Annotated in this window: 12 protein-coding genes; 9 read left to right on the plus strand and 3 right to left on the minus strand. The window is 68.4% G+C overall.

Annotated features, from left to right (window positions below; all coding sequences use genetic code 11):
- Positions 1-115 precede the first annotated feature (115 nt).
- Positions 116-1,261: an alginate lyase family protein gene (locus AVTE2539_RS06245; protein ID WP_284408955.1), complete on the plus strand. Its 1,146-nt coding sequence runs from the start codon at positions 116-118 to the stop codon at positions 1,259-1,261.
- Positions 1,262-1,319: 58 nt separating this feature from the next.
- Here the strand turns inward: AVTE2539_RS06245 and AVTE2539_RS06250 are convergent, their stop codons facing one another.
- Positions 1,320-1,703 carry a hypothetical protein gene (locus AVTE2539_RS06250; protein ID WP_284408957.1) on the minus strand — a complete coding sequence of 128 codons (384 nt, stop codon included), beginning with the start codon at positions 1,701-1,703 and terminating at the stop codon, positions 1,320-1,322.
- 172 nt (positions 1,704-1,875) lie between these two features.
- On the opposite strand from AVTE2539_RS06250, the gene AVTE2539_RS06255 reads away from it, so the two are divergent.
- From AVTE2539_RS06255 to AVTE2539_RS06285, 7 genes are all read left to right on the plus strand, one after another.
- The gene (locus AVTE2539_RS06255) at positions 1,876-2,088 is read left to right on the plus strand and encodes a hypothetical protein (RefSeq protein WP_284408959.1); all 213 of its coding nucleotides are present in this window, start codon (positions 1,876-1,878) and stop codon (positions 2,086-2,088) included.
- Between the two features lie 83 nt (positions 2,089-2,171).
- Positions 2,172-3,260: an ABC transporter ATP-binding protein gene (locus tag AVTE2539_RS06260; RefSeq protein WP_284408961.1), complete on the plus strand. Its 1,089-nt coding sequence runs from the start codon at positions 2,172-2,174 to the stop codon at positions 3,258-3,260.
- Between the two features lie 112 nt (positions 3,261-3,372).
- The gene (locus AVTE2539_RS06265; RefSeq protein WP_272564121.1) at positions 3,373-4,656 is read left to right on the plus strand and encodes an ABC transporter substrate-binding protein; all 1,284 of its coding nucleotides are present in this window, start codon (positions 3,373-3,375) and stop codon (positions 4,654-4,656) included.
- 86 nt (positions 4,657-4,742) lie between these two features.
- Positions 4,743-5,657 carry an ABC transporter permease gene (locus AVTE2539_RS06270; RefSeq protein ID WP_272548276.1) on the plus strand — a complete coding sequence of 305 codons (915 nt, stop codon included), beginning with the start codon at positions 4,743-4,745 and terminating at the stop codon, positions 5,655-5,657.
- Between the two features lie 92 nt (positions 5,658-5,749).
- Positions 5,750-6,649: an ABC transporter permease gene (locus tag AVTE2539_RS06275; protein WP_284408964.1), complete on the plus strand. Its 900-nt coding sequence runs from the start codon at positions 5,750-5,752 to the stop codon at positions 6,647-6,649.
- The gene (locus AVTE2539_RS06280) at positions 6,646-7,452 is read left to right on the plus strand and encodes a GntR family transcriptional regulator (RefSeq protein ID WP_502868871.1); all 807 of its coding nucleotides are present in this window, start codon (positions 6,646-6,648) and stop codon (positions 7,450-7,452) included. The genes AVTE2539_RS06275 and AVTE2539_RS06280 overlap by 4 nt, the downstream gene beginning before the upstream one ends.
- Positions 7,453-7,483: 31 nt before the next feature.
- On the plus strand, positions 7,484-8,251 hold the full coding sequence (locus AVTE2539_RS06285; RefSeq protein ID WP_284408966.1) for an aspartate/glutamate racemase family protein: 768 nt from the start codon (positions 7,484-7,486) through the stop codon (positions 8,249-8,251).
- Between the two features lie 77 nt (positions 8,252-8,328).
- Here AVTE2539_RS06285 and AVTE2539_RS06290 read toward each other — a convergent pair whose 3' ends face one another.
- Positions 8,329-9,897, minus strand: a complete 1,569-nt coding sequence (locus AVTE2539_RS06290; RefSeq protein WP_284408968.1) for a tyrosinase family protein — start codon at positions 9,895-9,897, stop codon at positions 8,329-8,331.
- Positions 9,898-10,212: 315 nt separating this feature from the next.
- Complete coding sequence (locus tag AVTE2539_RS06295; protein ID WP_284406754.1) at positions 10,213-11,541, minus strand: MFS family transporter; 1,329 nt, start codon at positions 11,539-11,541, stop codon at positions 10,213-10,215.
- Here AVTE2539_RS06295 and AVTE2539_RS06300 point away from each other — a divergent pair.
- Complete coding sequence (locus tag AVTE2539_RS06300) at positions 11,540-12,979, plus strand: YcjF family protein (RefSeq protein WP_284408970.1); 1,440 nt, start codon at positions 11,540-11,542, stop codon at positions 12,977-12,979. The genes AVTE2539_RS06295 and AVTE2539_RS06300 overlap by 2 nt on opposite strands.

Consider the following 12,979-nt stretch of genomic DNA (forward strand, 5'->3'; position numbering starts at 1 on the left):
TCCGGCTTTCTGGGCCATCGCGCCGGTGGTGGCCTCCTCCGTTCACCGGGTGCGTTCTGCACGGCAGCCCACCGGTTGCGCAGTGCAGTGCGGCGCCATCCACCAGGGAAGATCAATGCCAATGGTTCTATGGAAAGTGCGGCACGCGGTGCCTTCTCCCCGCAGCGGGCGCAAGGCCGTCCTGGCGGCTCTGGCCTGGATGGCGCTGTCTGGCGCTTGCCTGGCGCAGGCACAGACGCTGTGGCCCACGCTGCGGCAATGGGATCAGGCGCGAGAACAATCGGCCACAGTCCCCGCATGGCGCACTGCCATGGCCGCCCAGCGGCGCATCGCCGAAGACGCGATGAAGAGCGAGCCCCGGCCTGTGGCCGGGCTGACCACTGGCGGCCGGTTGCGGGGCGACCCGCTCAAGGCCCAGACCGAAGCGGGCCTGCAGGACATGGACAAGATCCAGGCGCTGGCCATCACCTACCGGCTCGACCACGACCCGCGCCATGCGGCGAAGGCGGGCGACTACCTGCTGCGCTGGGCACAGGTCAACCGCCCGACCGGCCAACCCATCGATGAAACCGGCCTGGAGCCCGCCATCTTCGGTTATCGGCTGGTGCGGGCCGACCTGGGCGCTTCCACACGCGAATCGGTCGATGGCTGGATGCGCCGCATCGCCGAAGCCGAGATGGGGTCGCGGGAGATGAAGAAGAAAACCGCCACCAACAACTGGCACAGCCATCGCCTGAAGATCGTCGGCCTCATCGGCTTCGCACTCGGCGACGCACGGCTGATCGCCTACGCCCGGGACGGCCTGCGTGCGCAGATCAACGACAACCTGCTTGCCAGCGGCGAAAGCGTCGATTTCCAGGAGCGCGATGCGCTGTCCTACCACGTGTACGACCTGCGCCCGCTGGTTACGCTGGCGCTGGCCTTCGCGGAGCAGGGCGAGGATTTCTACCACTGGAAGGCGGCGAACGGCGCCTCCATCGCCCACAGCGTGGCGTGGGTGATGCCATACCTGAAGGGCGAGAAGACGCATGCCGAATTCGTGGGCAGCGACGTGCGCTTCGACAAGGCGCGCTCGGACAATGGCGAGCGGGGCCACGTGGTCGGCAGCCTGTACGAGCCGCGCGACGCACTGCCGCTGCTGTTCCTGGCCGCCGCCTACGACCCCGAGTGCGCCGCTCTGGCGGAGCGGCTCAGCGGAGGTCGCCCGAACTGGCGCCTGGCGTTCAGCCGGCTGCCTGCCGCACGCACCCAGGGAGAGTGAGCGGCGGGGCGCCCGCCCCCAGCGTGAACGCGTTGGGGCACACAGGCCAGGGAGCCGTTCAGGGCTTGACCTCCAGGCGCACGCGGCGCCGGTCCGTGCTGACCGTGACCGACAGGCAATCGTCGGCCCACACCGGGCGAAGCGCGTCGGCGTCCGAATGCTCGGCGCGCCCATACGACCGCCCGGCCTGGTCCACCAGTTTCACGTAGCCCGCGCCGTCGCTGTAGTCGTAGAACTCCAGGCTGTAGTCACTCCCGCCGCACACATCGGTGTGCATGAGTTCTGCGGTGTTGAAAGCGCGGGAAGAGAGCAGGGAGCCGGCCAGCAGGGCCATCGGCATGCCCGCAAGAAGCAGCAAGGCCCATCGCGGCCAGGTCTGCCAAAAGCGGGGCTGGCGGAAGGCCGCGCGGTGGGTGGAGAGTGAAGAGGTGTGGGATTTCATGGGAAGACGATTGGGGGCGCAGCGATCAGGTGTCTGAGGGACGTGGACGCTCTGCCAGCACGAGGCATTGGTGTGGTGGCCTCGACGAAAGTGCGCTGCCATCGCAGCCAGGGGGCTTTTCCCTGTGCATGTCTGGCCATCGGCCGGTTGGCACGAGGTGCGGTGTCTTCCCATGCGTTTGTCATTTTTTCTCCCTGATGGCGTTGTCTTCTTCTGTTCGTCGTTGCGAACGAACGGGCTCAGCGGCTCCGAGCGGCGCATCTTAAAAGTGCTGTTCCGCGAAACCACCGTTTGCAACGCTCTCTTACTTTATTTGCATGAAAATCACGTAACCGGCTGGCAGGTGGCTACGCTGGTGCTTCCAATCGCCAGCCCGGTGCGCTGATCTCCCGAACGTGCGGTTTTTGTATACAAAACGGTGCAAAAACCGTATTCCAGGCTGGCATGGCGTTTGCGTGATGCCCCGGCATGGATGCCACCTCCCACACCTCGGCCCCCGCCGCCATCGAAATCGTTGCGCTGACCAAGCGCTACGCGCAGGGCAAGCCTGCCGTCGATGGCATCGATCTGCGCATTGCCAGCGGCAGCTACTGCTGCCTGCTGGGGCCTTCGGGCTGTGGCAAGAGCACCACCCTACGCATGATCGCGGGGCACGAGTCGGTGACCAGTGGCGATGTGCTGCTGGAAAACCGCAACATCACCGATCTGCCGGCGGCCGAGCGGGGCACGGCGATGATGTTCCAGAGCTTCGCGCTGTTTCCCCACCTGTCCGCGCTGGACAACGTGGCGTTCAGTCTCAAGATGAAGGGCGTGGGCAAGGCCGAGCGGCAGGCGCGCGCGCGGGCGCTGCTGGAGCGCGTGGCGATGGGGCACTTGGCCGACCGCAAGCCGGCGGAGCTGTCGGGTGGGCAGCAGCAGCGCGTGGCGCTGGCGCGCGCCCTCATCACCGAGCCGCGCGTGCTGCTGCTGGACGAGCCGCTGTCCGCGCTCGACCCGTTCCTGCGCATCCAGATGCGCGCCGAGCTGCGGCGCTGGCAAAAGGAGCTGGGGCTGACCTTCATCCACGTGACCCATTCGCAGGAAGAGGCCATGGCCCTGGCCGACACGATGGTGGTGATGAACCATGGCCGCATCGAGCAGGTGGGCTCGCCGCACACGGTCTACAACCGGCCCGCGAGCGAATTCGTGGCGCGCTTCATGGGCGGGCACAACGTGATCGCCACGCCGTCCGGCCCAGTGGGCGTGCGCACCGACCACCTCCAGATCGCCGCAGTGGGCGAGGCGCTGCCGGCCGGGTCGAGCCACATCGGCGCGGTGGTGACCGATGTGGAGTACCAGGGCACCTACGTGCTGCTGGGCCTGCAGGACGAAGGCGCCGTGGTGTCGTCCAGCACCACCGCCGCGTATTCCGTGATGGTGTCCGAAGACGCCTATGCCGCCCGGCCTTACCAGGTGGGCGATGCGGTGCGCCTGCACTGGCGGCCTGAGCGCGCGCATCCGCTGCAGGCGCCTTCCACACCGGCCTCGGCAGGCGCCGTCGTCGCGGTGCCGGCCTGAGGCGCTGCAGGCCGGCGGCCGCAACCCACCGGGCGCCACGGTTCCTGCCGCTGCTGGCCGACAAAAGATTTCCCTTTTCCCCCTGTCCCTTCGTTCAACCTAGGAGCTTTCCATGTCCGATGCGTCTTCCGAATCCCTCGCTGCCCCGTCGTCCGCCGTGCAGCGCCGCTCGCTGCTCAAGGGCACGGCCGGCATCCTGGCCGCCGGCATGTTCCCGGCCATCCATGCGCAGGAGAAGATCGTGCTGCGCTACCTGGGCACGGCGGTGAACCAGGACAAGGCCATCGCTGAAAAATTCAAGGCCGACACGGGCATCGAGATCCAGTACGTGGCCGTGACCACGGACGACGTGACCAAGCGCGCCGTCACCGCGCCCAACAGCTTCGACCTGATCGACACCGAGTACTTCTCGCTCAAGAAGATCGTGCCCACGGGCAACCTGAAGGGCATCGACACCAAGCGCATCAAGAATGCCGACAAGATCACCCCGCTGTTCACCACCGGCATGGTGGGCGGCAAGGCCGTGGGCGAGCAGGGCACCGCGCCCAAGAAGGTGATCTACCTCGAAGGCGAAAAGAGCAAGGTGTTCGCCAAGAGCCCGACGCAGTTCATGAGCCTGATTCCCACCGTGTACAACGCCGACACGCTGGGCATCCGCCCCGACCTGATCAAGCGCCCCATCGATTCCTGGGCCGAGCTGCTGAACCCCGAGTTCAAGGGCAAGACGGCCATCCTGAACATTCCTTCCATCGGCATCATGGATGCGGCGATGGTGGTCGAGGCCATGGGCCTGTACAAGTACCCCGACAAGGGCAACATGACCAAGAAGGAGATCGACCTCACGATCAAGACCCTGATCGAAGCCAAGCGCGCCGGCCAGTTCCGCGCGCTGTGGAAGGACTTCAACGAGTCGGTCAACCTGATGGCCTCGGGCGAGGTGGTGATCCAGTCCATGTGGAGCCCGGCCGTGACGGCGGTGCGCACCAAGGGCATCGCCTGCAACTTCCAGCCGCTCAAGGAGGGCTACCGCGCCTGGGCCGCGGGCTTCGGGCTGCCGGCCACGCTGTCGGGCAAGAAGCTGGACGGCGCGTATGAGTTCATCAACTGGTTCCTCGACGGCTGGGCCGGCGCCTATCTCAACCGCCAGGGCTACTACAGCGCCGTGCTGGAGACCGCCAAGGCCAAGATGGAAGCCTACGAGTGGGCCTACTGGATGGAAGGCAAGCCCGCCGCGCAGGACATCAAGAGCCCGAACGGCGACCTGCTGGCCAAGGCCGGCAGCGTGCGCGACGGCGGCAGCTACGAGTCGCGCATGGGCGGCATCGCCTGCTGGAACGCGCTGATGGACGAGAACAACTACATGGTCCAGAAATGGAATGAATTCGTCGCGGCCTGACCGATGAAACCGGGCGGCACCCGCTGCCCGGGCTCACCGATCGGCCAGTCTCGCAAGCCCTTTCCTTCAGCACGTTCCACCGCACCATGAGCCCTCCTTCGACCTCCCATACCGCCGCCGTGGCCGCCGCGCCCGGCCGCGGCATCGCTGCCTGGTGGCAGGCTGCGCCGTTCACCGCGGTGTTCGTGCTGTTCTTTCTGGTTCCGCTCGGGCTCATCCTGATGGTGAGCTTCTGGGACTTCAACGAATACGAGCTGCTGCCCGGCTTCACCTTCAAGAACTACCTGTCGGTGTTCGAGGGCTGCGGCAACACGGCCGACCTGTGCACCACGCTGCGCACCTACCTGTCCACCCTCAAGTTCAGCCTGCTGGTGTGGGGCATCACGCTGGTGCTGGGCTTCGCGGTGGCGTACTTCCTGGCCTTCCACGTGCGCTCGCCGGGCATGCAGACGCTGCTGTTCGTGCTGTGCACCATCCCATTCTGGACCTCCAACGTGATCCGCATGATCTCGTGGGTGCCGCTGCTGGGGCGCAATGGGCTGGTGAACCAGACGCTGATCGACCTGCACCTGATCCAGACCCCGATCGAGTGGCTGCTGTTCTCCGATTTTTCCGTGGTGCTGGCCTTCGTGCACCTGTACACCATGTTCATGATCGTGCCCATCTTCAACAGCATGATGCGCATCGACCGCAGCCTGCTGGAGGCCGCGAGCGACTCCGGCGCCTCGGGCTGGCAGACGCTGTGGAACGTGATCGTGCCCCTGTCGCGCACCGGGATCATCATCGGCTCGATCTTCGTCATCACCATCGTCATGGGCGACTTCGTCACCATCGGCGTGATGGGCGGGCAGCAGATCGCCTCGGTGGGCAAGATCATCCAGGTGCAGACCTCGTACCTGCAGTTTCCGCTGGCGGCGGCCAACGCCGTGATCCTGCTGGCCGTCGTGCTGATGATCATCTACGGCCTCACGCGGCTGGTGGACATCCGCAAGGAGCTTTGAGCCATGGCCGTTCACGCACGCACATCCTTTTGCGCAGTGCCCCGCGCAGGCGCCGCCCCCTTCGTCTTTCCCATGGCATGGAGGCCCTTTCCATGAACAAAACCCGCCTGCGCGAGCCGCGCCCGCTCAGCTTCTGGCTGCTGGCGATGGTGTTCGTTCTGTTCGTGCTGTTCATGTACGGGCCGATGCTGGTCATCTTCGTGCTGAGCTTCCAGGGCCCCGAAGGCGGGCTGACCTTTCCGATGCGCGGCCTGTCGCTGCACTGGTTCCGCCAACTGGCCGAGGGGCTGGGCGTGGTGGACATCGGCGCGGCGCTGCGGCGTTCGCTCGCCCTCGGTCTGGCCGTGATGGCGTGCACCGTGGTGCTGTCGGTGCTGGCGGGCCTGGCCTTTCGCAAGCGGCTGGCAGGCGGCAACACGCTGTTCTTCGTGGTGGTGGCCAGCCTCATCATGCCGTCCATCATCGTGTCGCTGGGCATCGGGCTGGAGTTCCGCCTGATCGATACCGCCATCAAGGCGGTGCTGGGCTGGCTGGGCCTGCAGGAGACGCTGGAGGGCTTCGGCACCTCGCTGGGCCTGTTCACCTCGGCCCTGGGCGCGCACCTCACGTGGACGCTGCCGTTCGGCCTGCTCATCATGTTCGCGGTGTTCAACCGCTTCAACCCGGCCTACGAAGAGGCGGCGCGGGACCTGGGCGCCACGCCGTGGCAGGGCTTCGCGCACGTGGTGCTGCCGCTGGTGGCGCCGTCGGTGGTGGGCATCGGCATGTTCGGCTTCACGCTGAGCTGGGACGAGATCGCCCGCACTTCGCAGGCCATCGGCGACGTGAACACGCTGCCGCTGGAACTGCAGGGGCTGACATCGACCGTGACCACGCCGTCGATCTACGCGCTGGGCACGCTGACCACGGTGGTCTCTTTCGTGGTGATGGGGCTCACGCTAGCGCTGGTGTGGCTGCTCGGGCGCGGGCGCCGCGCGGGGGCCCACCGATGAAGCCTCCCGCACCCGCCGGCCGCGCCCCCCGTGCGGCGGCCGCGCCGCGCCGTCGTGCCGCGTCCCCGCGCACCGCGGCGCTGCCCGCGTCCGATGCCGACGACGGCCTGCTGAGCGACAACGACATGTACGAGCGCATGGTCTCGGCCATCCTGGACCATCGCCTTCCACCCGGCACCAAGCTGGTGGAAGACAAGCTGGCCATGGCCTTCGGCGTGTCGCGCACCCGCGTGCGGCCGGTGCTGGTGCGCCTGGCGGGCGAGCAGGTGGTCACCCTCACGCCGCGCCGCGGCGCCTCCATCGCCCAGCCCACGGTGCAGGAGGCGCGCGAGGTGTTCGAGGCGCGCCGCCTGATCGAGCCGCGCCTGGTGTCGCTCTTCGTGGAGACGGCCACCGCGCAGGACGTGGCCTGGCTGGTGCAGAGCGTGGCCGACGAAGAGGCCTCGCGCCAGGCGGGCGACATGCGCCGGGCGATCCGGCTGTCGGGGGACTTTCACCTGCACATCGCGCAGGCGGCCGGCCACCAGACGCTGGGGCGCATCCTGCGCGAACTGGTGTCGCGCACCTCGCTCATCCTCATGACCTACAGCCCCAGCCATGTGCAGGCCCGCGAAGAGGCCACGGCCTGTGGCTGCCGCGAGCACCGCGCGCTGATCGACGCGATCCGCCTGCGCGATGCGGACGAGGCCGCGCGGCGCATGCTCGACCACCTGGCGCGCATCGAATCGCAGCTCGAATTCACGCCCCCGCAGGACGCGGCGCCGGACCTGGTGCAACTGCTGGGCGCGGGCCGCGCGGCCTGACGCGCCGCGCACCCGGACAACAAGGCAACGCATGCGCCAGCTGCTCGTCATCAACCCCAACACCTCGGCCAGCGTGAGCGCCTTGCTGCAGCGCCACGTGCAGGCCGCCGCCGGATCGCACGTGCAGGTGCGCACGGCCACGGCCCGCTTCGGCGCGCCCTACATCGCCTGCGAGGCCAGCTACGCGGTGGCCTCGCACGCCGCGCTGGACGCCTGGGCCGCGGCGCTGGCGGACGGCGGCAGCGCGCCCGATGCGGTGCTGGTCGGCTGCTTCGGCGACCCGGGCCTGATGGCGCTGCGCGAGAGCAGCCCCGTGCCGGTGACCGGGCTGGCCGAGGCGTCTTTCATCACGGCGGCGCGGCAAGGGCGCTTTGGCATCGTCACCGGCGGTGAGCGCTGGGGCCCGATGCTGCAGCGCCTGGCTCAAGCACTGGGGCATGCGCCCATGCTGGCGGGCATCCACACGGTGGCACCCACCGGCGCGCAACTGGCCGCGGACCCTGCGGCGGCGCGGGCGCTGCTCGCCCAGGCCTGCCGCGACGTGGTGCGGCAGATGGGCGTGCAGGCCGTCATCCTCGGGGGCGCGGGCCTGGCCGGCATGGCCGGCGCGATCCAGCCCGAGGTGGGCGTGCCGGTGATCGACAGCGTGGTGGCCGGCGCGCAATGGGCGCTGCGCACGCCCGCGTTGCCGAGCGAGCGCACGCAGCCCCGGTGCGACGTGGCCTGGGAGCGGGTGTCGCCCGAGCTGGCGGCGCTGGGGCTGGCGCCGCGCCCACCTGACGGAGCCGCAGCGGCCTGAAAAAGCGCAGGCCCCGGACCGCTGCGCAGCCAGCATGCCGCGCGTCGGGCCGGTTCCTGGCCTTCAGGGCCGGTTCTTCAAGGCAGCGGCGTGAGCGTGATCCGGCCGTAGTTCAGCTGTGACCGGCGCGGCGTCGCGCCGTTGCTGTCCACCGGCACCAGCGTGACGGTGACGGCCTTGTCCCGCGCGATCAAGCGGGCCGTCTCCTCGTCGATCACGAACGAATAGCGGATACCGGCTTGGTGGTGCGCCGCATGCCCCGCCGTGTTCGCGGGCGTGGTCTTGGCCACGCTGGAGATCATTCCCACGAAGTTGGGCGATTCGGTGGTGGTGCTGGCGTTGGCGTTGGGCAGGTTCACGTACACTTTGGCGCTCACGCTGCGGTCGGGCGGGGTGGTCACGTCGTCGATGTGCAGCAGGTACAGCCGCGACGACTGGTTGGCCGCCAGCGCGGCGAGCGGCTTGCGAAAGCCCTCCGGCAGCGCGGCCTTGTGCGTGACGGGCGCGGTGCCCAGGTTGCGCTTTTGCGGCGCGGCCAGTACCACCAGTGGCTGCGCGGGATGCGCCAGGGCCGCGTTCTCGGCCGGTGCCGGCTGGCTGGCGCCTGCCGTCCGCACGGGCTTCGTTGGCGTGGCCAGGGAGTCGTACACGTAGCCCAGGTTTTCGGAGTTGACGACGTCGCTGACCTTCATGGAGGTCCACACGCCGTTTTCGTCGTAGAAGTTCCAGGCGTGGCCGTTCCAGTCCGCATCCGGCGGGTTGGTGTGCGAGGGGTCGACCGCCACCCAGCTGCTCCACATGCGGTCCACGTTGGAATGGTGGGCGAAGAAGACCGGGTCGCGGGCGGCCGTGGAGAGCACGCCCATGTCGGAGCCGTAGTTGGGCGACTGGCTGCCATCGGTGCCCGTCCACACGTGCACGTGGTTGTGGGGAATGGTCTCCAGCGCGCCAGGGCTGCCGCCACCGATGGCCGTGTTGACCCCGCCGAACAAGGCATAGGTGGGCGAGTTCAGCACGATGGACATGGCCTTCGGGCCCACGAAGGCGGCAGGGATCCGGGCGCCCGGCATCACGTTGGCGGGGTTGCGCAGTGGATCGTACAGGGCGCTGCCGGTGCTGGCGTAGATCTGCGGGAAGGTCTGGGTCGAGGGGCTCTGGGTGCTCCAGTCCCAGTACGGCAGGCGCAGGTCGGGGTCGCCCGATGCCTTGACCAGGGCGCGCTCCAGGAAGAACAGGTAGGCGCGGTGCCATGGCGGGAACCACCAGCTCGAATGGATTTCCTCGCCCTGCTGGCCGTCGGTGCCGCCGCCGCAGGCCCAGCAGTGCACGTAGCTCTGGCGCAGCCAGCCGGTGGGGCTGTTGGGGTTCTGGGCGGTGATGTCGCGCAGCCCTTGCCAGCCCTTGGTGAGGCTGGCGATCTCGGCGTCGGTCAGGGCGAAGGCGCTCTTGCGCGGCTTGACGGCGATCTTGCCGCCCTGGAAGGGCGTCGCCGGGCCGGGCGGTGGGGGTGGGGCGCAGTTCTGCGGGTTGTCGGCAGGGTTCTGCGCCCAGGCGGCACTGTGCTGCAGGCTCCACAACGAAAAGCCGGCGGTCAGGCTGGCCAGGTGCTGCAGGGCTTGCCTGCGGGAAGTATGGGAATGGCTCATGCCGCGGTCCTCCGAATTGATTTTTTGCCGTGGCGCGGGTCAGGGCCCGTGCCACGGCGATCAATGTACGCGGGGGAGGGCGGCCCGCGAAGGCGCGGGTGAAGGGTTGCGCGGGGGGCTGGCGCGGCCTGATGGCGGCGCTAACTCATTGTCGCGCCTGGTTTTTTGCGCTGCAGCGCACCGGATGCCGCCGCTGGCGAGGCCGCTGGCCGGCACCTTAAAAGTTCTGAATTCGGTGGCCCAGGCGCTCGGCGGCAGGGCGCGGGGCGATGCGGGGGGCGGTGCGGCCCGGCCAATGCGGCCGGGCCAGCCCCGTCAGTGGTCGTGGTGCAGATAGCTCGCCTGGCGCGGCAGGCGCAGGCTGACCACGAACGCCAGCACCATCATGCCGGTCACGTACCAGAAGAACACCGTCTCATGGCCGATGGATTTGAGCCCCAGCGCGACATATTCGGCCGAGCCGCCGAAGATCGCGTTGGCCACCGCGTAGGCCAGGCCCACGCCCAGCGCGCGCACCTCGGGCGGGAACATCTCGGCCTTCACGATGCCGCTGATGGAGGTGTAGAAGCTCACGATGGCCAGGGCCAGCGCGATCAGCACGAAGGCGACGTAGGGGCTGGTCGTGTGCTGCAGCGCCGTGAGGATGGGCACCGTGCACAGCGCGCCGAGCGCGCCGAACAGCAGCATGTTGTTGCGCCGGCCGATGCGGTCCGACAGCGCCCCGAACAGCGGCTGCATGCACATGTACACGAACAGCGCGCACGTCATCACGTAGCTGGTGGTCTTGATGGGCAGGCCCACCGTGTTCACCAGGTATTTCTGCATGTAGGTGGTGAACGTGTAGAAGATCAGCGAGCCGCCGGCCGTGTAGCCCAGCACGGTGAAAAAGGCCGCCTTGTGGTGGCGGAACAGCCCGCCCATGGTGCCGGCCTCTTTGTTCTGCTTGGCGGCGTCGGTCTGCGTCTCGTGCAGGGTGCGGCGCAGCAGCAGGGCGACCACGGCCGAGATGGCGCCGATCACGAACGGGATGCGCCAGCCCCAGGCCTTCAGCTCGGCCTCGCTCAGCAGCGTCTCCAGGATCACGATGACCAGCACCGCCAGCAGCTGCCCGCCGATCAGCGTCACGTACTGGAACGAGGAGAAGAAGCCGCGCTGGCCGCGCAGCGCCACCTCGCTCATGTAGGTGGCGGTGGTGCCGTATTCGCCGCCCACCGAAAGCCCCTGGAACAGGCGGCACATCAGCAGCAGGAAGGGCGCCCAGGCGCCGATGGCGGCATAGGTGGGCAGGCCGGCGATGACGAGGGAGCCCGCGCACATCATGGTGACCGAGATCAGCATCGAGGTCTTGCGCCCGTACTTGTCCGCGATGCGCCCGAACAGCCACCCGCCGATGGGCCGCATGAGAAAGCCCGCGGCGAACACGCCGGCGGTGTTCAGCAACTGGGCGGTGGGGTCCGATTTGGGGAAGAAGGCCGGCGCGAAGTACAGCGCCGAGAAGGCATACACGTAGAAGTCGAACCACTCGACGAGGTTGCCCGACGAGGCCGCCATGATGGAGAAGACGCGGTGGCGCTTCTCCTCGGCGGTGTAGGCGCGGGGCGCGGGCGCGTCGGCGTCGGCCGCGGTGGGGACGGATGCAGTCATGGAAGACGGGCCTTTCTGGTCCGCATGCGCGGCATGCAGGGTGTGTTGTTGTGGCAGGCCGCATTGTCGTCGGGACGACGAAGTCCTGGCTGTCAGCCAAATCCGGCATCGCGCCACCAGCCTATTGAAAACCGCGCTTTCGCTCCTAGATTCAGCCCGGGGATCGCTCTGCCATTGCGGCGGCTGCGCTTTCCTTCCTCTGCAAAACCAACGCATACAGCGCAGCGGGAACCCGGATCGGCACCGCGCCGGCCCGCCAGCCTGTTGGAGGCCGGCGGCACGGCCACGCGGCGCCGGCCGACCGCCTCTCCCCTTTGACGCCTTTTCGTTTTTGCCACCCGAGGAATACCGATCCATGCAACCCGAACACACCCGCGCCGTGATGGCCATCAGCCTGATGGCGGCCTTTGCCGACGAACACAAGGACGAGCGCGAGCGCGAACACCTGCGCCAGCTGGCCGAGTCCCTCAGCGCCGGCACCGGCCTGGACCTGATGAAGCTCTACCAGGACGTGCTGCTGCAGCGCGTGCGCATCGAGGACGCGGCCCAGGCGCTGGACACACCCGCGCTGCGCCAGTTGGCCTACGAAATGGCCGTGGGCGTGTGCGATGCCGACGGCGTGTGCAATGCCCAGGAAAAGGCCTTTCTGCAGCGCCTGGGCACGGCCCTGCAGATGGCGCCGGACGAAGCCGCCGCCGTGGTGCGCGAGGCCGATGCGCTGGCGGCTGCGCCCCTGCGCGATGCGCCCGTTGATTCGCAAGGCGCATCGCAGGTTTGGACCGAGCCTGCCGCGATCGCCGTGGCGGGGGCAGGTGCCGCTGCGGCGGTGGCGGCGGGCACCGCGGCCGTCTCCGCCCCGGTACAGGCGCTGGCACCGGTGCCAGCGCCTGTACCGGGTGGCGCGCCGGCGCCGGCCGTCGATCCCCATGCGGCCGAGATCGACTCCATGGTGCTGAACGCCTCCATCCTGAACGGGGCGCTGGAGCTGCTGCCGCAGTCGCTGGCCTCCATGGCGATCATTCCGCTGCAGACGCGGCTGGTCTACCGCATCGGCAAGCTGTACGGCTACGAGCTGGATAAGGGCCACATCACCGACTTTCTCGCCACGGTGGGCGTGGGCCTCACCTCGCAGTACGTGGAGCAGTTCGGCCGCAAGCTGGTGGGCGGGCTGCTGGGCAAGGTGATGGGCGGCATGGGCCGCGCGGTGGGCAGCGCCGCCACGGGCTCGGCGTTCTCGTTCGCCACCACGTACGCGCTGGGCAAGGTGGCGCAGCGCTACTACGCCGGTGGCCGCACGCTGGGCAAGGACGCGCTCAAAACGTCCTTCTCGCGCACGGTGGACGAGGCGCGCAACCTGCAGCAGCGCTACGCGCCGCAGATCCAGCAACGTGCGCAGGGCCTCGATGTGGGCAAGCTGCTGCGCGAACTGCGCGCCTGA

Source organism: Acidovorax sp. SUPP2539 (assembly GCF_030158975.1).
Taxonomy (GTDB): Bacteria; Pseudomonadota; Gammaproteobacteria; order Burkholderiales; family Burkholderiaceae_C; genus Paracidovorax.

What these genes read in the sequence shown, in the direction of transcription:
- AVTE2539_RS06280 (WP_502868871.1), top strand. Translation starts at nt 6,646, where the DNA reads ATGAAGCCTCCCGCACCCGCCGGCCGCGCCCCCCGTGCGGCGGCCGCG.
- AVTE2539_RS06265 (WP_272564121.1), top strand. Translation starts at nt 3,373, where the DNA reads ATGTCCGATGCGTCTTCCGAATCCCTCGCTGCCCCGTCGTCCGCCGTG.
- AVTE2539_RS06260 (WP_284408961.1), top strand. Translation starts at nt 2,172, where the DNA reads ATGGATGCCACCTCCCACACCTCGGCCCCCGCCGCCATCGAAATCGTT.
- AVTE2539_RS06295 (WP_284406754.1), bottom strand. Translation starts at nt 11,541, where the DNA reads ATGACTGCATCCGTCCCCACCGCGGCCGACGCCGACGCGCCCGCGCCC.
- AVTE2539_RS06250 (WP_284408957.1), bottom strand. Translation starts at nt 1,703, where the DNA reads ATGAAATCCCACACCTCTTCACTCTCCACCCACCGCGCGGCCTTCCGC.
- AVTE2539_RS06245 (WP_284408955.1), top strand. Translation starts at nt 116, where the DNA reads ATGCCAATGGTTCTATGGAAAGTGCGGCACGCGGTGCCTTCTCCCCGC.
- AVTE2539_RS06275 (WP_284408964.1), top strand. Translation starts at nt 5,750, where the DNA reads ATGAACAAAACCCGCCTGCGCGAGCCGCGCCCGCTCAGCTTCTGGCTG.
- AVTE2539_RS06300 (WP_284408970.1), top strand. Translation starts at nt 11,540, where the DNA reads ATGGAAGACGGGCCTTTCTGGTCCGCATGCGCGGCATGCAGGGTGTGT.
- AVTE2539_RS06290 (WP_284408968.1), bottom strand. Translation starts at nt 9,897, where the DNA reads ATGAGCCATTCCCATACTTCCCGCAGGCAAGCCCTGCAGCACCTGGCC.
- AVTE2539_RS06255 (WP_284408959.1), top strand. Translation starts at nt 1,876, where the DNA reads ATGCGTTTGTCATTTTTTCTCCCTGATGGCGTTGTCTTCTTCTGTTCG.
- AVTE2539_RS06270 (WP_272548276.1), top strand. Translation starts at nt 4,743, where the DNA reads ATGAGCCCTCCTTCGACCTCCCATACCGCCGCCGTGGCCGCCGCGCCC.
- AVTE2539_RS06285 (WP_284408966.1), top strand. Translation starts at nt 7,484, where the DNA reads ATGCGCCAGCTGCTCGTCATCAACCCCAACACCTCGGCCAGCGTGAGC.